Source organism: Thalassospira sp. GO-4 (assembly GCF_023588965.1).
Taxonomy (GTDB): domain Bacteria; phylum Pseudomonadota; class Alphaproteobacteria; order Rhodospirillales; family Thalassospiraceae; genus Thalassospira; species Thalassospira povalilytica.
Genome location: NZ_CP097807.1, coordinates 305,631 through 322,338, shown reverse-complemented (window position 1 = coordinate 322,338; position 16,708 = coordinate 305,631). Strand labels below are relative to the sequence as shown.

Genomic DNA, 16,708 nt, shown 5'->3' with positions numbered 1-16,708 from the left:
ATCAGTCTCTCCGAATCTTGTAAAGGTTCGGGTCGGCAAGAATATCGACAAAGGCATCGCCAAGGATCTTTGCCCATTTCTCGCAACCTTCGTCAGTATCAATCAGATCCTGACGGATTTCAATCGACACACAGGGAAGCCCGCCGGCTTCGCCGTGATGGTCAATGGTGTAATCGGCCATGTGTTGCCCGGAATAGGGTTCGTTATCACCAATAGTCAGATCGGGATTCTGTTCACGCAGCTTAGCCAGAAGCGGTACCGGAATACGATCATCCTGATCCCACAAAACACCGATTTCCCACGGGCGTTCAAAGCCCTGGAACACCGGGGTGAAGCTGTGGATCGCAATCAGGGCCGGGACGATTTTATGCGCGTGGAAATTGGCAATGCGTTCTTCGATGGCACCGTGATAGGGCAGGAAAATCTCGCGGATGCGTTTCATATGTTCGGTCGGCGAGACATTCTTGTTACCCGGAACAACCGTCTGATCGGCGATTTCCGGCATGCCGGTCGGATCCCAAAGTTGACGGTTGCAATCAATCACCAAACGGGAATACCCGCCAAGAACAGCCGGGCAATCGAACCGTTCAACCAGAATTTCGGTCACTTTGCGCGCACCGATATCCCAACCGATATGACGTTTGCGTTCCTCTTCGGGCAGGCCAAGGGTGCCGAGACTTTTGGGAATAGCGCGCGATGCATGGTCGCAAACAAAAAGCGAATGCCCTTTGCCATTTTCGTTGAGAACTTCAAACGGGGCCGGATCATCTTGGCCCAACAGGGCCCCTGCATGGTGAGACACGCGTATTCTCCTGAAGTCAGTATTTTGGGTAAAGGTGGCTGGTCAGGCTGAACAGTTCCAGACAGGGTGAAAACGGTACTGGCAATCGTTCAGGCACTTGTTGAACTATCAATTTATCGCCCAAGAGACAAGATAGCCCTGCAATATCGCATCACTTCACACATCGACGCTTTGCGTCGGCCCGCAACATCCCGTAAAGTGGTATGACCATTATGGTCAGAACCCGATATTCACCTGCGTTGGCGCCGAAGAACACGATTGGAGTAAACCCAACATGCCGTCTGCCAAATCAAGCCCGGCATCCGACAACCAGGACGCCAAACGTCCCAAACGGATTGCCGATCAGGTTGCTGATCAAATTCTTGAAAAGATTGCCGATGGTATCTTCCTGCCCGGGGACCGCCTGCCCGGTGAACGTCAGCTTGCCGAAAGCATGAAAGTCAGCCGGGTTTCGGTGCGTGCGGCCCTGCAAAAACTTAAGACCCGCGGCTATTTGCGCGCGGTTCAGGGGGGCGGCACCGAAATCCTGTCATCGACCGGGATCGATATGGATACGGCGATGACCGATCTTGTGCGCGATTCGATAAATAACCTGCGCGATTTGCAGGAAATTCGCTGCACGCTTGAAACATGGGCGGCACGGCGTGCGGCGATCAATGCCAGTGACGAGGATATCAAACTGTTGCGACTGGCCTTCCGTCAGGCCCATGACCCGCGACGTGCGGCCAAATATCGCGCCGATGATGACCATCGTCTCCATATGATGATCGGACGTGCCACCGGGTCGATCATTTATTATCACGTGATGAAGATGCTTCATGACGTGTTGCAGGCTGCCCTTACTGAAATCCGTTTCAATTCAATGAGCGGCCCGTCCTTTGACCGTATGGTTCAGGACCACCATCGCGACATCATCGAAGCAATCGCCGCCCGTGACCCGGATGCCGCCGAAAAGGCAATGTCCAATCACCTTCAGGCGGTGCTTGATTTCTTTAAAACGGCTTCGGACAAACAGGCGACCTGATCGCCACCCCGAAACAAGGCCGAAAACATCATAAAATACATTCAGGGAACCCCGATATGACGACGTCTCGCGAGAAACTTCTGGCTTTGATGGATGCGGCCCTTAAGGCGGCTGATCCCGGTGTTCAGATCCCCCGCAACATGCCATCCCCGCCAAAAGGAAAAACCATTGTTATTGGTGCTGGCAAGGCATCGGCCAACATGGCGCGCGCCTTTGAGCAGGAATGGAAAGCCGATCTTGAAGGACTTGTTGTCACACGTTATGGCCACGCTGTTCCCTGTGAGAAGATTGAAATCGTCGAGGCATCGCACCCTGTGCCGGATGCTGCGGGCGAAGAAGCCGCGAAACGCATTCTTGAAATCGTTCAATCGGCGGGCCCTGATGATCTGGTGGTCTGCATGATTTCGGGCGGCGGGTCGGCCCTGCTTGCCCTGCCCGGTCCGGGACTGACCCTTGATGACAAGCAATCGATCAACAAGGCATTGCTGCGCAGTGGCGCGACCATTTCGGAAATGAATTGCGTGCGCAAACATCTTTCGGCGATCAAGGGCGGACGCCTTGCCAAGGCCGCCGCACCGGCCCGCATGATTACCTATCTGGTTTCGGATGTGCCCGGCGACGATCCGGCGATCATTGCATCGGGACCGACCGTTGCCGACCCGACATCGGGTCAGGACGCGCTTGATATCATCCGCCATTACCAGATCGACATTCCCGCGGCCGCCGAAAAACTTTTGCGCAGTGCCGATGATGAAACGGTCAAACCCGATGATCCCTGCTTTGACGGGCATGAGACCGTGATGCTGTCACGCCCGCAAGACAGCCTTGAAGCCGCCGCAGAAGTGGCCCGCAAAATGGGTCTGAACCCGGTGATCCTTGGCGATGCAATCGAAGGGGAATCGCGCGAGGTCGCCATCATGCATGCCGGTATCGCCCATCAGGTCGCCAATCACGGGCAACCGGCCGCCAAGCCCTGTGTCCTGCTTTCGGGTGGGGAAACAACGGTAACAGTACGAAGCAAAGGCGGACGCGGCGGACGCAACAGCGAATTTTTGCTGTCGCTTCTGATCCAGTTGCGCGATCAGCCGGGGTTCAGCGCCATCGCCATTGACACCGACGGCATTGACGGCAGCGAAGACAATGCCGGTGCGATCATGGATGGGACAAGCTGGCAAAAGGCACAGAAAGCCGGTGTTGATTTGCGGCAATATCTTGCCAATAACGATGCCTATAGCGCCTTTGCACGGATTGATGATCTGATCATTACCGGCCCGACATTAACCAATGTCAACGACTTCCGGGCCATTCTGATCGAATAGCCAGCCTGACAAGACGGGCTCAGGCACCGGGTTTTGGCATCCATGGCCGAACCCAGCCAAGCCCGTCTTCGGTTTTGCCATGCGGCTTGTATTCGCAACCGATCCAGCCGTCATAGCCAATGCGATCAAGCATATAGAACAGGAACGGATAGTTCAGTTCCCCGCTATCAGGTTCATGACGGCCCGGCGCGCCGGCAACCTGCACATGGGCAATGCGATCAAGATGCTTGTCCAGGCGGGCTGCGATATTCCCGCCGACAATTTGTGCGTGATAGATATCAAATTGCAGCTTCAGGCGCGGATGACCCAGCTGTTCAAGGATCACGGCGGCCTGTTCGACGGAATTCAAAAGATATCCCGGCATATCAACCGGATTGATCGGTTCGATCAGGATATCGACCCCGGCCTGATCGGCAAGGTCGGCGGCATAAAGCAGGTTGTCGCAATAAAGACGCGCCAGTTCGCCGGAATTTTCGTTTTCCCCCATCACACCTGCCATGCAATGAAGCATCTTGCAGCCGGTTGCGGCCGCGTAATCAAGCGCCTTGACCACGGAATCGCGAAATTCGTCTTCGCGTCCCGGACGACAGGCAAGACCTCGGTCACCGGCTTCCCAGTTGCCGGCGGGAAGATTGAACAAGACCTGTTCAAGGCCGTTATCGGTCAGCAGTGATTTGACCGTCGATAACGGCATGTCATAGGCACCGATATATTCAACCCCGACAAATCCCGCATCGGCCGCCGCCGCAAATCGTTTTTCAAACGGAAGATCGGCAAACAGAAACGAAAGATTGGCGGCAAAACGTGGCATATCGCACCTGACGGGTGAATGGAAACGGGCACGTATGGTTTCCCAACTGCCTGATCAGGTCAATGATCAATCAGCGGATTTTCAGGATGCGGTTGGCAATTGGGCAACCTGGTTTGAAATCCAGTCGGCGAATGCATCGACCTCTGCCCGGTTGGTGCCGCGTCCGGTATGCAGGAAATGATACTGATGACCGTCCAGATGCTGATCAAAGGGCATGATCAGAAGACCGGCATCAAGTTCATCGCGTGCCATCGCCGGACTGGCAAGGACCACACCCTGCCCGGCAATTGCCGCCTGAATGGCGTGGGTATCATCGGAAAAACTGATGCCCCCCGATGTTTTAAGCCCCTTGATCCCGTTTGCCGCTGCCCAGCGTTCCCAAGTCGGCGTCACGTCATCGGGACTAAGCCAATCAAGATGCAGCAAGGTCGCATTGCAAAGATCATCACCGCTTTGAATGCCCAACATCGGGCTGCAAAGCGGGGCAAAGGTTTCACGAAACATCGTTTGGGCAACAAGCCCCGGATATGGACCACGCCCGTATCTGATCGCGGCATCCACCACCCCGCTGGCAAGATCAACTGCCGCAGCCGAGGTATGAAGACGCAGATGAATATCAGGATGGCGTTTCTGAAAATCCGGCAAACGGGGCAACAGCCATTTGGCGGCAAAAGACGGAAGAACCGAAACCGTCAAACCACGCGATGTCTTGCGATGGCGAATGGCATCAACCGCATTGGCAAAGGATACAAAACCGTCGCGCAGCACCGGGTACAGTTCCTGACCGGCCTGGGTCAATACGACCTGGCGTGGTTTGCGATCAAACAGACGCACACCCAGCGTTTCTTCCAGAAGGCGTATCTGATGGCTGATTGCCGTTGGTGTTACGGCAATCTCGCCAGCAGCTTTTTTAAAGCTTTGATGACGCGCAGCGGCTTCGAACGCGCGCAAGGCAGCAAGGGGCGGTAAAGACATATGGATGAATTTAACTCATCTATAACATGATGAATTCGATTTTGCCCGAGGCATCAAAACAAGGCAAGTCTTGGTCATCACATGATCACAGATGAAGTGATTTCATCAAGAACGGAGACCGCGATGACCAGAATTCTTCATATCGACAGCAGCGCCCGCCCCGGCCGATCCGATCAGAAACCGCACGGATCCCACAGCCGCCGTCTGAGCGCCAAATTCATCGAACATTGGCGTTCCGCGCGGCCCAATGACGAGATCATTTATCGTGATGTCGGTGCAAATCCGCCCGCACCGGTCACAGGCGACTGGGTCCATGCAGCGTTTACCAAACCCGATGATCGCGAAGACTGGATGCATGACGTTCTTCGTGAAAGTGACCTTTTGGTCGAAGAACTTTTGGGTGCCGATATTATTGTCGCGGGCGTTCCGATGTATAATTTCGGCATGCCCGCCCAGATGAAGGCATGGGTCGACAACATTGTGCGTGTCGGCAAAACATTCGGCTTTGACCGGTCCCGCGAAGGCGTTCCCTATTGGCCGATGGTGACGGACGGCAAATCGATTGTCGTTTTGTCATCGCGTGGCGATTACGGTTATGACGCGGGTGGTCGGGTCGCGCATCTGAACTTTGTCGAAGGCGGGATTTTTACCCCGCTTGAATATATCGGCATCACGGATCAATACGGAACCGCGATTGAATATGACGAGTTCGGTGATGACCGCACCCAAAAGTCGATCGCACTGGCCGAGGCCGAGACAATCGCAATTGCCGAAAAACTGATCCAAAAACACGCGACCAAAAATGACGCCTGAAACGCGCGACCGGGCACGGTTGATCGCCCTGCCCGGTCCGTTCACAAGGGGCGCTGTGCCGGATCATCCGGCTTTCTGTTTGGCAGGTGGCACGACCGCACGGGCATTGTCCTTGTCCAACCCGGTAATCAGACGCGCGCCTTTTTTGCGAAAAAGGTAGCTCCAGACCCATTGCACCATGACCAGTGCCGGGGCCCGAATACCGATCAGGAAGTAAATATGCGCAAGCCCCCAGAACCACCAGGCAAGCCAGCCTTTCAGCTTGAATCCGTTAAGGTCAATCACCGCACGGTGGCGTCCGATCGTCGCCAGATTACCGGCATGGCTGTATTTGAATGCCGGTGTTGATCGCCCATCCATCAGATCGAGAATACGACGCGCAACATACTTGCCCTGTTGCTTGGCTGCCGGGGCAATTCCCGGAACCGTCAGGCCATCCCGCCAGGGCACATGGGCCGCATCACCGATGACAAAAACATTCTGATGGCCCGGCACGGAAAGATCGGGTTCAACAATAATTCGCCCGCCACGATCAGCGGGTTTCTGTACCCAGTCCTTAAGATCGGGCACCTGAACCCCGGCCCCCCAGATCACATTGGCTGCCGGGATAAATTCGTCACCGATCTTAACCCCCTGTTCGGTGATGTCGGAAACCGGACTGCCAAGACGGACTTCAACGCCAAGACTTTCAAGGGATTGATGGGTATATTCCGACAGGCTGCGCGGAAATGCGCCAAGAAGCCGGTCGCTGCCTTCGACCAGAATGATACGGGCATCACGCGGATCAATCCGGCGAAAGTCGTCGGTCAGGGCCTTTTTCGCCAGTTCGGCAATTGCACCGGCCATTTCGACCCCGGTCGGGCCACCGCCCACGACAACGAAATTGAGAAGACGGCGTTTCTGTTCTTCATCCTCGCTGTTTTCGGCGCGTTCAAACGCCAAAAGCAGGTTTTTACGGATGTCGGTGGCCTCGGTAATGTTTTTGAGCCCCGGCGCCAAAGAAGCCCAATGGTCATTGCCGAAATAGGATGTGACCGCACCGGTCGCCAGGATCAGATAATCATATTCAAGATGATGATCCCCGGACAAAACACGTTGCCCGGCCAAATCGATCCCGGTGACCTCGCCCATGAAAACCGAAACATTCGGTGCGTGGCTGAAGATGCTTCGGGTTGGCCAGGCGATTTCAGCAGGCGAAAGGTCGGCTGTGGCGACCTGATATAACAGGGGCTGAAACAGGTGATGATTGCGCTTGTCAATCAGAACGACTTCGACATTCTTGCCCGCCAGTTTTTTGGCGGCACTCATTCCGCCAAATCCGGCCCCGACAATGACCACACGTTTCTGATCGGACATGCTGGCATACTCCGTTTTGTCCATAACCGGCCGGGCATGGCCCGGTCCCAGGCGAAAGCCTGGATCAGGACCTAGTGACAATATCGGGAAAGCGCAAGAAATCCAATGTGATCAACGGCACACGCAACCCAAGACAAGCAGGCACCTTGCCGTTATAAGAACGGTCTGTTGTCATCAAGATAGAGGCCCACATGAACAACGCCTTTTCGCTTCATCCCCAACTTGCCGCCGATACAACGCTGGTTACCGACGGCCCGCTTTCGCATGTGTTGTTGATGAATGATGCGCGTTATCCCTGGTTGATCCTTGTGCCCAAGCGCCCTGATCTTGTTAATTACGATGATCTGAGCCCAGAGGACCGCATCACGCTGGGCAATGAAGCCGCCGCTGTTTCACAGGTGATCAAACGCCGGTTTGATGCGCATAAGACAAATGTCGCGATGCTGGGCAATATGGTGCCGCAACTTCATTGTCATGTTGTCGGACGGTTCAAGGATGACCCGGCATGGCCCGGGCCGATCTGGGGCGTTGGCACGGCCGAACCCTATGACGAGGAAGCCGGGCGTGACCGGCTTGCGGCATTGCGCGCAGATCTGATTTCGGCCTTCAAGCATCTTTGATCATCGATGCTCTTTGCTTGACGCACATCAAGGCAGCGCAGATTGGAATGATGCAAAAGACGGATAGAACGAATTAATCGGGATATCCGTCATGCAGCTGGCTCTTTACGAAAAATACGATCTGCGACTGCCGCGTTACACCAGCTATCCGACAGCCCCCCATTTCCATGCCGGGATCAACGGCACCGTGTTTGAAGGCTGGCTTGGGGAACTTGACCCCGCACAGCCGCTGTCGCTGTATCTGCATGTTCCCTATTGCGAAGAAATGTGCTGGTTCTGCGGATGCAACACCAAGATCACCAAACATTACAAGCCGGTCACCAGCTATGTCGGGGCCCTGCTTGGTGAAATTGAAAGCACGCTTGGCAAGCTGCCAAAGGGTCAGCGATTTGTCGTTTCCCATATCCATTTCGGCGGCGGCAGCCCCACCATCTTAAAGGCCGATGACCTGCGCACGATCATGGCTGCGATCAGCAGCCGGCTGGATCTGTTGCCTGATGCCGAAATTGCCATTGAAATGGATCCGCGCACCGCAACGACCGACTTCATGGATGCCATGGTCGAATGCGGCTTTAACCGTGCAAGCATCGGTATTCAGGATTTTCATGACGACGTCCAACGGGCAGTCAACCGCATTCAAAGCATTGATCTGGTCCGTGATGTGATTAACGGGCTTCGGGATCGCGGGATTACGGGCATCAATGTCGATCTGATGTATGGCCTGCCCCATCAGACGATTGATACATTACGTGACACGGTTGATCAGACCGTTTCGCTGCGCCCTGACCGGCTGTCGGTTTTCGGATATGCCCATGTGCCATGGATGAAAAAGCACCAGCAACTGATCCCGACCGAAGTTCTGCCCGACACACAGGAACGCTGGGCACAGTATGAAGAAATCCAGAACCGGCTATCGGCCCATGGATATATCGCCATCGGGCTTGATCATTTCGCCCATGAAGCCGACAGCATGGCTGTTGCACTTCGCAATGGTGAATTGCACCGCAATTTTCAGGGTTACACAACTGATCGGGCCGAAGCCCTGATCGGGTTTGGTCCATCGGCGATTTCGTCGCTGCCACAAGGATATGCACAAAATGATCCGGCACTGGCGCGCTGGCAACGCAGTGTCGAGGCCGGAATGTGTGCGATTGAAAAAGGCGTGGCATTAAGCGGCGAAGACAAGCTGCGCCGCGAAATCATCAACGAATTGATGTGCAATCTTTCGGTCGATCTTGATGATATATGCGCCCGCTTTCAGACATCAGCCGACCGGTTCCGCCCGGAACTTGATCGCATCGACGCAATGAGTGCGGACAATATCGTCAAAGTTAACGGCCATAACATTATCTTGACCGAAACCGGGCGCCCGTTGGTACGTGCGATCTGTGCGGCCTTTGATACCTATCTTGACCCTGCGCATGGGCGCCATTCACAGGCTGTCTGACCGCACATTCGCGTAAAAAAAGGGGCCATTTGGCCCCTTTTTCGTTGAATGGTGCCTTGTGATCAATCCCAGTCCGGGGCCAGCCCGTCCGGGCTTACGATCCGGCCGTTTTCATCGGCAAGGTCATGGATGGCCTGCATCTGTTCACCGGTCAGTTCGAAATCAAAGATATCGAAATTCTCAACCAGGCGCTTTTCCCCGACGGTTTTTGACAGGGCGATGACGTTGTTTTGTTCAATCACCCAGCGCAACACGATCTGGGCCACGGATTTGCCCTGGTCTGCGGCAATCGCCTTAAGGGTATCGTTTTCAAACACCTTGCCATCGGCCATCGCAAAATAGCTTGTCAAAGACATGTCAAGCTTGTTCGCGGTTTCCATGACCACCGACTGATCGATGAAGGGATGATATTCGATCTGGTTGGTGACGATCGGCGCATCGGACAAGGCCACTGCTTCGTTCATCAGGGCGGTGTTAAAGTTGCTGACACCGATATGGCGCACCTTGCCGGCTTTGCGTACTTCGTTCAGCGCGCCAATCTGTTCGGCAAGTGGCACATCCTTGTTCGGCCAATGCAGCAACAACAGATCGACATAGTCGGTGCGCAGCTTTTTCAGGCTTTCATCAACCGATGCGATGAAATCATCATGGCGGTAGTTCGACACCCAGACCTTGGTCGTCAGGAAAATATCCTGACGCGGGACGGATGACAGTTCGATGGCTTCGCCAACGGCTGCTTCGTTCTCATAGATCTGGGCGGTATCGATATGACGAAAACCGGTTTCCAGTGCCTTGGGCACAATCCGCTTCACGTCATCTTCGGAAATGCGAAATGTCCCAAATCCCAGTGCCGGGATGGTGGCACCATTTGTCGTTACATCAAACATGTTTTCAAACCTCGTTGATTATGGGTCTGTCTGCGAAACATCCCGCGGATGGTTTCGTTCCGGACCCGATGAAAATTCTTTGGGAAAGGCCGATCATTCAGCCGGTTGCAAACGGGCAACGTCGCGACGGTCAAGCGACCCGCTCAGCACGGTCAGGCCAAGGGCAAGAACCACAAGAATCGCCCCGATCCACGGTGTTGCCGCCAGTCCAAGTCCGGATGCCACAACATGCCCGCCAATCCATGCGCCCAGCGCAATGCCAAGATTGAAGGCCGCAATATTGAGCGCGGATGCAACATCAACCCCACCCGGCCGGTGTTGTTTGGCAAGCTTCACGACATAAAGCTGCAAGCCCGGAACATTGGCAAATTGCAGGAAGCCAAGCGCACCAAGGGTCACAATAGTCGCAACCGGTGAAATCGCGGTAAAGCTGAACAGCACCAGCACCGCAGCCTGAAGCACGAACAGAACGGTCAGGGCGCGCACCGGGTTTCGATTGGCAAGTTTGCCCCCGGCAATATTACCGATCGCAATCGCCACACCGTAAAAGATCAGGATCAGACTGACCGAAGATTCGGTAAAACCGGTAATTTCCTGCAAGATCGCCGACAGATAGGTAAAGGCCACGAATGTGCCCCCATAGCCCAGGGCTGTCATGCCATACACAATCAGCAACCGCGAACTGCCAAGCACCCGCACCTGATCACCAAGACCGGCCGTTTCACCGCGTTTGAGGTTGCCCGGCAACAGCAACGCAATCCCGGCAAAGGAAATCACACCAAGCAGCGCAACACCCCAGAAGGTCGCGCGCCAGCCAAACATCTGCCCGATAAAGGTGCCAAGCGGCACACCGGTCACAATGGCAACGGTCAGCCCCATGAACATCATGGCAATCGCCGATGCCCGGCGGTCTTCCGGAACCAGATCGGCAGCAATGGTCGCCCCGACCGAGAAGAATACACCATGGGCAAAGGCCGAAATCACCCGCGCAACCAGAAGCAATTCATAACTCGGGCTTAGCGCGGCAACACCGTTGCCAATGATGAACAGGCCCATAAGCCCCAACATCAGGGATTTACGGTTCATGCGCCCGGTCAACGCCGTCAGGACCGGGGCACCAAAAGTCACCCCAAGGGCATAAACACTGACAATCAGCCCCGCCATCGGCAAGGTCACATCAAGATCGCTTGCAACTGTCGGCAACAGGCCGACAACCACAAACTCCGTTGTTCCGATCGCATAGGCCGCGATGGTCAACGCAAACAAGGCAAGTGGCATTCAAATTCTCCTTCCGCACTTAGCGCGGATAAACAGGTTTCATCGGGTTTTCCCCGGAATTTGGTGTGACTATGCCAATCAAAACCTTGCGCGATAATCCGGATTGCGCGACAACCATATTTGAATTCAATTCAAAGACGAGGATGCATTGGACAACCGTGCGGGCGAAATGGAGACCTTTATCAAGGTCATCGAACATGGCAGCTTTTCACAAGCCGGGCGGGATTTGCACATGTCGCCTTCCGCTGTCAGCAAGCTGGTCACACGGATCGAAGACCGGCTTGGCACCAGACTTCTTGTCCGTTCGACACGGCAATTGCAGCTTACCCCCGAAGGCGAGATGTATTTGCGCCGCGCCCGTACCATCCTTGACCAGATTGATGAAACCGAACGCCTGATTGGTGGTGGCGGTCAGGCAGCCCCGCGCGGCAAACTGAGCATCAATGCATCCGTGGCCTTTGCCCAGGTCTTTATCATCCCCTACCTGCCCGGCTTTTTGCGGCAATATCCCGATATCGAATTGGAACTGACCCAGACAGACGGCATTGTTGATCTGCTTGAAGAACGGGCCGATATCGCCATCCGTTCCGGCGGGCTTCCGGATTCCAGTTTGATGGCGCGCAAGCTTCTTGAAACCAAACGCAAGATCGTCGCATCCCCGGCCTATCTCGAACAGTTCGGGGTCCCGCAAACGCCTGCCGACCTTGCCGATCACAATTGCCTGCGTTTCAATTTTATCAAGGGACGCAATTTCTGGCCGTTTACCGATCCGCAAACCGGACGCCAGTTCGATCAGACGATCACCGGTGACTTTCTTGGCAATAATGGCCCATTGGTCAAATCGATGTGTTTGGCCGGTATCGGCATTGCACGCATTGGCAATTTCCACGTCCATAATGCGCTTGAAAAAGGGGATCTGGTGGAAATCCTGGCCGACTGGACCAAAGACGACATTGAAACCGTTCATGCCGTTTGGGCCGGTCACGACCATCTGGCGACACGCATCCGGGCCTTTATAGACTTTGTTGTCGATTGTGTGCGCAAAAGCCCGTCACGATGACTTGCGCAGGGTCAGGATCACAATCCCGCTGACCACGATCAACCCGCCCACCATCTGGATCGGGCTGATCATCTGATCAAGGATCACCCAACCAAACAACAATGTGGCAATCGGTTCAACATTCATCACCGACGCATTGCGCGCCATATCCAGACGCGGCACAGTGATGAACAGAACCGAAAAGGCACTGCCATAAAGGGCCACCAGAACGGTAAGCCCGATCCAGCCTGGTCCGGCCTGTGGCAAGGCCATTCCGCCCGGCAACACATCGCCCAATCCGGCAAAGATCATGGCGACAAACACCACCAGCATGGTGAACATTGAACGCACTGAACCGTTCAGTGCCGCCAGCTTGTGATCGGTCACCCAAAACGCAACCGACAGCGCCGTTGCCGCCGTCAGCGCAAAGGCAATGCCAAGCCACCATTCATCGGTAACCGTCACCCCGCCGCCGAGAATTCCCGGAAGATCAAGCGCCAGAACAAGCCCCGAAAGTATGAAAAGCATCAATGCTGCCGACTTTAAGGTCGGGCGTGCCCCGCCCAATCCCCAGGTCAAAAGAGCCAGAATGATCGGAAATGTGTTGGCCGTCAGCAACGCCAGTGCCACCGGCACGCGGGCAACCGCGGAATAAAGACACAGGCTTTGCACCGTGATCATCACCCCCAGCAATACTTGCCAGCGCCCGAGCCGCTTGGGCAGACGAATGGAATGATGCTGGAAAGTCACGATCGAAATCAGGATCAGCAAGGCAACGCCGGACCGGCACAAAACCGCCAGCAAAAGCCCCGTGCCGTTTTCAAATGCCAGTCGGGCGGCAACATGATTTCCGGCAAAGCTGCATGCCACAAGCGCAAGCACCATCACCGCAACGTGGCGGGGAAAAAGTGCGGGCGCACCATTCTGGCGTGTCGGGGACGAATTGGCGTTGGCGGCGGGCATTCGCAGACATCCTGACTGTTCGGGGCACCCCGAATAGACCTTATGGCCATAGAAGAATCAAGGCGTTATATGGAATCCTGATGTTCTGTTGCGCGAAGAAGTTCCAGACATCTTTGCGCAACCAGACGGGCTGGCTGCAAGGACGGATGGCGGAACGGCACAAGTTCGGTCCCGGTTTGCATCGGCCGGGCATAGTCGCCGTCATAAAGTGACTGGTGTAATCGTTGATGGCGCTCGGATGCCAGTCCGTCAGGGGCATAGATATACACCCCGCCCGGCGCGGCCGCGGCCTCGCAACACATGGAAACGGAATCCCCGGTAACAATCAGCACATCGGCCAGGGCCAGATACCCGAAATAGGGATTTTCATCCTGCGACGTCCAGTCATGGAGATGATAGCCAAGCCCCGACGCAGCGAGACGTTCGGCGATCAGTTCTTCGTTCTCCGGCCCGGTGCGCCGACTGGTCGTCACCAACAAACTGCCATCCACCGCGCGGGCAGCCTCAATCGCACGCGAAATCAGTTCATCGGCCATATCACGGGTAAAGGTGGTTTTCTTTGTGCTGCCCCCCACGATCACGGCAAAACGCGGCGCCGGCAATCCTTTGAAATGAGGACGCCAGGTATCAGCTTCGATCAGAAGACGCGTTTCTGTAACACGGTGCGGCGCGCCCGGAATTTCTAGGATGTTTTCACGAAGCGCCATCCGGTCATGGGCCGGAACAGCAATCAGATCAAATGCACTTTCACCACTATCGGGGCGCATGATCTGACAAATGCGGGTGTGGCCGCGGCTTTGTTTTTTGATCCATCTTGCCACCGGTGCGGTTCGACGTCCGGCCGAAATCACCAGATCAGGCCAGGGTGCCACCAGACGCATGCGCGAGGGCACATCAACCCCGATCAAACTCGCCCCGCGAATGATATTGGGCAGGCGCGCCAGTTTTGTATATCCGATATCAACACGTTTGAAGGGTTGCGCCAGTGCTTCGGCCACACCGATTGCCTGATTGATGTTTCCCGCACGGTCATCGGCCAGAACCCAGATCAGATGCGTATCTTGTTCGGACATTCAGGGAGACTTTCCTGATTTGATTATTGTTATTGGATTGCGGCCCCGAAGATCATAGTCGCTAATCCTGCATGCGTCGATGGTCTGGCATGATTGGTAGCGTCAGATCACGGCTTTATCAAGCACCGACGCCGGGTTATGAAATTGGCGCTGGGCTTCGAAACAGTTTTGTAATTTAATCTGCGCCCACCCACCTATTCTTTAGGGTGGGTTTTAACCGTCAGTGAAGTGTGGACAGAATGCTTGGGACATCCGTTTCCGTCAAAAGAACATCGCGCATTGTCCTGTGCGTCTTGCTTGCCTTGTTGCCCATTACGGTCTGGATGGTCACGGAATTCTGGCGCGAGACCAAACTTGTCGACATCACCGAAGACGGCCGCAACAAACTGGAACTGTACCGGTCCAACCTTCAGGGTGCGATCAAGGAACACGAATATCTGCCGATCACGCTGGCATCTGACAAACGTATTCTTGATCTTGCATTGTTTGCCGACCCGGCCAATGCGGCGGCGGTCAATGTCTATCTTGAAAAGCTGGCAGCCGACAGCGGCGCGTCCGACATCTATTTCATGGATCAGAACGGCACGACCATTGCCGCCAGCAACTGGAACAGTCAGGCATCCTTTATCGGGCGCAACTTTTCATTCCGTCCCTATTTTCAACAAGCCCAGGCCGGGCTGACCGGCCATTATTTCGCATTTGGCATCACATCAAACGTGCCGGGCTATTATATTTCGCATCCTGTGCGTCCGGACGGCACCACGTTTGAAGGCGCCGTGGTGGTCAAAACCCACCTTGAAACACTTGTCCAGCGCTGGGCACGCGGCAGTGAAAGCGTGCTGGTCACCGATGAAAACGGCATCGTGATCATTGCATCCCATCCCGAATGGCGTTTTCGCGATCTTGGTGGTCTGGCGGCCAAGGACCGCCCGCGAATTATCGCGTCGCGCAAATATGGGGATTACCCGCTTGCGCCGATGCCGTTGCTTTCGGGGCATTGGCCGTCCGATGATGATCTTGGCGTGTTGTCACTGGGGGGAACACCACGCAGCGCTGGGGATCGCAATACCGACCAGAATGCCCCTGCCCCGCGTGCACGCGGCGTCGCAAACACGCCATCAGGTGATAGCGCATCGGGAAAACCCGAACCGGCCAGGACGACCTATCTGGTGACAGGAAGCACGCTTCCTGTTCAGGGATGGCGAATGTATCTGTTGACCGACAAGTCATCGCTTGATCGTTCCGTGATCAGTGCAGGGTTGATGGGCGGGGCTGCGCATATCATTTTCACCGGCCTTGTCTTTATCATTTTGCAGCGCCGGCGCGCGATGCTGGAACAGCTTGAAATCCGGGACTGGTCGCAACGCGAACTGGAACGACAAGTCCGCCTGCGCACCGCCGACCTGATGAGCACCAATTTGCGCCTGGCCCAGGAAATTACCGAACGTTCGCGCACCGAAGATGCCCTGCGATCAGCACAGGCCGAACTGGTCCAGACCAGTAAACTTGCCGCCCTTGGCCAGATGTCGGCCGGGATCGCGCATGAAATAAACCAGCCGCTGACCGCCATTCGCAGCTATGCGGAAAACGCCCTTAAATTCATCGCACGCGGCAACGAGGAAACAGCGACCCGCAACCTGCAACGCATTTCGGAACTGACCGACCGCATGGGGCGGATTACCAACAACCTTAAAACGTTTTCCAGACGCCCGGAACAGGACAACCACCCGGTTGATGTTCCCAAACAGGTGCAGACGGCGATTGACCTGGTGCTTGAAACCGGTCGGGCCGGCGTTACCGACATTGCGCTGAGCCATGATGAACATGTGCGCCCGGTCATCGCCGAGGCCAATCAGCTGACACAGGTTTTCATCAACCTGATCAACAATGCTGCCGATGCCTGCCAGAATATCAGTGACCCGAAAATCGAAATTTCAATCACCGAACGCGAAGACCGCGTTCTGGTAAAGGTCAATGATAATGGCCACGGCATTCTGCCCGAAAACCTGCCAAAACTGTTTGATCCGTTCTTTACCACCAAACCGTTTGGTGACGGCCTGGGGCTGGGACTTTCGATCTGTTATGGCATCATCCGAAGCTTTGGCGGGACTATCCGTGCGGAAAACCGCCCAAATGGCGGATCCTCCTTTATCATCGAGTTGCGCCACGAAGGCATTGGCGAGGATACAGCGGAAAACAGCCTCTCGACGGCAATCGCCGGGCCTGATAGAAACTTCGGCCAAACCACGACCGTGCTTAATATGCACAGCGATCAGGCCGACCTGTGACCGGGTTTCCTGA

General features: G+C 55.3%; 15 protein-coding genes. 7 read left to right on the top strand and 8 right to left on the bottom strand.

Annotated features, from left to right (window positions below):
* Nucleotide 1 precedes the first annotated feature (1 nt).
* Nucleotides 2–802, bottom strand: coding sequence for an N-formylglutamate amidohydrolase (locus M9H61_RS01615; protein WP_068518146.1), 801 nt, complete (start codon nt 800–802; stop codon nt 2–4).
* Nucleotides 803–1,076: 274 nt separating this feature from the next.
* Here M9H61_RS01615 and M9H61_RS01610 point away from each other — a divergent pair, with 274 nt between their 5' ends.
* Nucleotides 1,077–1,826 carry a FadR/GntR family transcriptional regulator gene (locus M9H61_RS01610; protein WP_068518147.1) on the top strand — a complete coding sequence of 250 codons (750 nt, stop codon included), beginning with the start codon at nt 1,077–1,079 and terminating at the stop codon, nt 1,824–1,826.
* A gap of 56 nt (nt 1,827–1,882) precedes the next feature.
* A complete protein-coding gene (locus M9H61_RS01605; protein ID WP_250283003.1) occupies nt 1,883–3,145 on the top strand; it encodes a glycerate kinase in 1,263 nt (420 codons plus the stop codon).
* A gap of 19 nt (nt 3,146–3,164) precedes the next feature.
* Here the strand turns inward: M9H61_RS01605 and otnI are convergent, their stop codons facing one another.
* Together otnI and gcvA are read right to left on the bottom strand one after the other, a co-directional pair.
* Nucleotides 3,165–3,956 (bottom strand): 2-oxo-tetronate isomerase, encoded by a 792-nt coding sequence (otnI, locus tag M9H61_RS01600; protein WP_068518149.1) that lies wholly within the window; start codon nt 3,954–3,956, stop codon nt 3,165–3,167.
* Between the two features lie 81 nt (nt 3,957–4,037).
* A complete protein-coding gene (gene gcvA, locus M9H61_RS01595) occupies nt 4,038–4,931 on the bottom strand; it encodes a transcriptional regulator GcvA (RefSeq protein WP_250283001.1) in 894 nt (297 codons plus the stop codon).
* A 123-nt stretch (nt 4,932–5,054) separates the two neighbouring features.
* Between gcvA and M9H61_RS01590 the strand changes: the two genes are divergently transcribed.
* Complete coding sequence (locus M9H61_RS01590) at nt 5,055–5,744, top strand: FMN-dependent NADH-azoreductase (protein ID WP_250283000.1); 690 nt, start codon at nt 5,055–5,057, stop codon at nt 5,742–5,744.
* A gap of 63 nt (nt 5,745–5,807) precedes the next feature.
* On the opposite strand, the gene M9H61_RS01585 is transcribed toward M9H61_RS01590, so the two are convergent.
* A complete protein-coding gene (locus tag M9H61_RS01585; RefSeq protein WP_101248074.1) occupies nt 5,808–7,100 on the bottom strand; it encodes an NAD(P)/FAD-dependent oxidoreductase in 1,293 nt (430 codons plus the stop codon).
* 191 nt (nt 7,101–7,291) lie between these two features.
* Between M9H61_RS01585 and M9H61_RS01580 the strand changes: the two genes are divergently transcribed.
* Nucleotides 7,292–7,720 carry an HIT family protein gene (locus M9H61_RS01580; RefSeq protein ID WP_250282998.1) on the top strand — a complete coding sequence of 143 codons (429 nt, stop codon included), beginning with the start codon at nt 7,292–7,294 and terminating at the stop codon, nt 7,718–7,720.
* Nucleotides 7,721–7,811: 91 nt separating this feature from the next.
* Nucleotides 7,812–9,167: an oxygen-independent coproporphyrinogen III oxidase gene (hemN, locus tag M9H61_RS01575; RefSeq protein ID WP_250282996.1), complete on the top strand. Its 1,356-nt coding sequence runs from the start codon at nt 7,812–7,814 to the stop codon at nt 9,165–9,167.
* A gap of 62 nt (nt 9,168–9,229) precedes the next feature.
* Here hemN and M9H61_RS01570 read toward each other — a convergent pair whose 3' ends face one another.
* Nucleotides 9,230–10,054, bottom strand: a complete 825-nt coding sequence (locus tag M9H61_RS01570) for an aldo/keto reductase (protein WP_250282994.1) — start codon at nt 10,052–10,054, stop codon at nt 9,230–9,232.
* Nucleotides 10,055–10,147: 93 nt separating this feature from the next.
* Nucleotides 10,148–11,332, bottom strand: a complete 1,185-nt coding sequence (locus M9H61_RS01565) for an MFS transporter (protein ID WP_206927323.1) — start codon at nt 11,330–11,332, stop codon at nt 10,148–10,150.
* Nucleotides 11,333–11,480: 148 nt separating this feature from the next.
* Here M9H61_RS01565 and M9H61_RS01560 point away from each other — a divergent pair, with 148 nt between their 5' ends.
* The gene (locus tag M9H61_RS01560) at nt 11,481–12,392 is read left to right on the top strand and encodes a LysR family transcriptional regulator (protein ID WP_250282992.1); all 912 of its coding nucleotides are present in this window, start codon (nt 11,481–11,483) and stop codon (nt 12,390–12,392) included.
* On the opposite strand, the gene M9H61_RS01555 is transcribed toward M9H61_RS01560, so the two are convergent.
* Nucleotides 12,384–13,334, bottom strand: coding sequence for an EamA family transporter (locus tag M9H61_RS01555; RefSeq protein ID WP_250282990.1), 951 nt, complete (start codon nt 13,332–13,334; stop codon nt 12,384–12,386). The two genes, M9H61_RS01560 and M9H61_RS01555, sit on opposite strands and share 9 nt — an antisense overlap.
* Nucleotides 13,335–13,399: 65 nt before the next feature.
* Nucleotides 13,400–14,407: a mitochondrial fission ELM1 family protein gene (locus tag M9H61_RS01550; RefSeq protein WP_250282987.1), complete on the bottom strand. Its 1,008-nt coding sequence runs from the start codon at nt 14,405–14,407 to the stop codon at nt 13,400–13,402.
* 239 nt (nt 14,408–14,646) lie between these two features.
* On the opposite strand from M9H61_RS01550, the gene M9H61_RS01545 reads away from it, so the two are divergent.
* Complete coding sequence (locus tag M9H61_RS01545) at nt 14,647–16,695, top strand: ATP-binding protein (RefSeq protein ID WP_250282985.1); 2,049 nt, start codon at nt 14,647–14,649, stop codon at nt 16,693–16,695.
* Nucleotides 16,696–16,708 lie beyond the last annotated feature (13 nt).

Excerpts from the sequence above, each read along its gene's own strand:
- M9H61_RS01610 (WP_068518147.1), top strand. The coding sequence starts at position 1,077 with ATGCCGTCTGCCAAATCAAGCCCGGCATCCGACAACCAGGACGCCAAA.
- M9H61_RS01605 (WP_250283003.1), top strand. The coding sequence starts at position 1,883 with ATGACGACGTCTCGCGAGAAACTTCTGGCTTTGATGGATGCGGCCCTT.
- otnI (WP_068518149.1), bottom strand. The coding sequence starts at position 3,956 with ATGCCACGTTTTGCCGCCAATCTTTCGTTTCTGTTTGCCGATCTTCCG.
- gcvA (WP_250283001.1), bottom strand. The coding sequence starts at position 4,931 with ATGTCTTTACCGCCCCTTGCTGCCTTGCGCGCGTTCGAAGCCGCTGCG.
- M9H61_RS01590 (WP_250283000.1), top strand. The coding sequence starts at position 5,055 with ATGACCAGAATTCTTCATATCGACAGCAGCGCCCGCCCCGGCCGATCC.
- M9H61_RS01585 (WP_101248074.1), bottom strand. The coding sequence starts at position 7,100 with ATGTCCGATCAGAAACGTGTGGTCATTGTCGGGGCCGGATTTGGCGGA.
- M9H61_RS01580 (WP_250282998.1), top strand. The coding sequence starts at position 7,292 with ATGAACAACGCCTTTTCGCTTCATCCCCAACTTGCCGCCGATACAACG.
- hemN (WP_250282996.1), top strand. The coding sequence starts at position 7,812 with ATGCAGCTGGCTCTTTACGAAAAATACGATCTGCGACTGCCGCGTTAC.
- M9H61_RS01570 (WP_250282994.1), bottom strand. The coding sequence starts at position 10,054 with ATGTTTGATGTAACGACAAATGGTGCCACCATCCCGGCACTGGGATTT.
- M9H61_RS01565 (WP_206927323.1), bottom strand. The coding sequence starts at position 11,332 with ATGCCACTTGCCTTGTTTGCGTTGACCATCGCGGCCTATGCGATCGGA.
- M9H61_RS01555 (WP_250282990.1), bottom strand. The coding sequence starts at position 13,334 with ATGCCCGCCGCCAACGCCAATTCGTCCCCGACACGCCAGAATGGTGCG.
- M9H61_RS01550 (WP_250282987.1), bottom strand. The coding sequence starts at position 14,407 with ATGTCCGAACAAGATACGCATCTGATCTGGGTTCTGGCCGATGACCGT.
- M9H61_RS01545 (WP_250282985.1), top strand. The coding sequence starts at position 14,647 with ATGCTTGGGACATCCGTTTCCGTCAAAAGAACATCGCGCATTGTCCTG.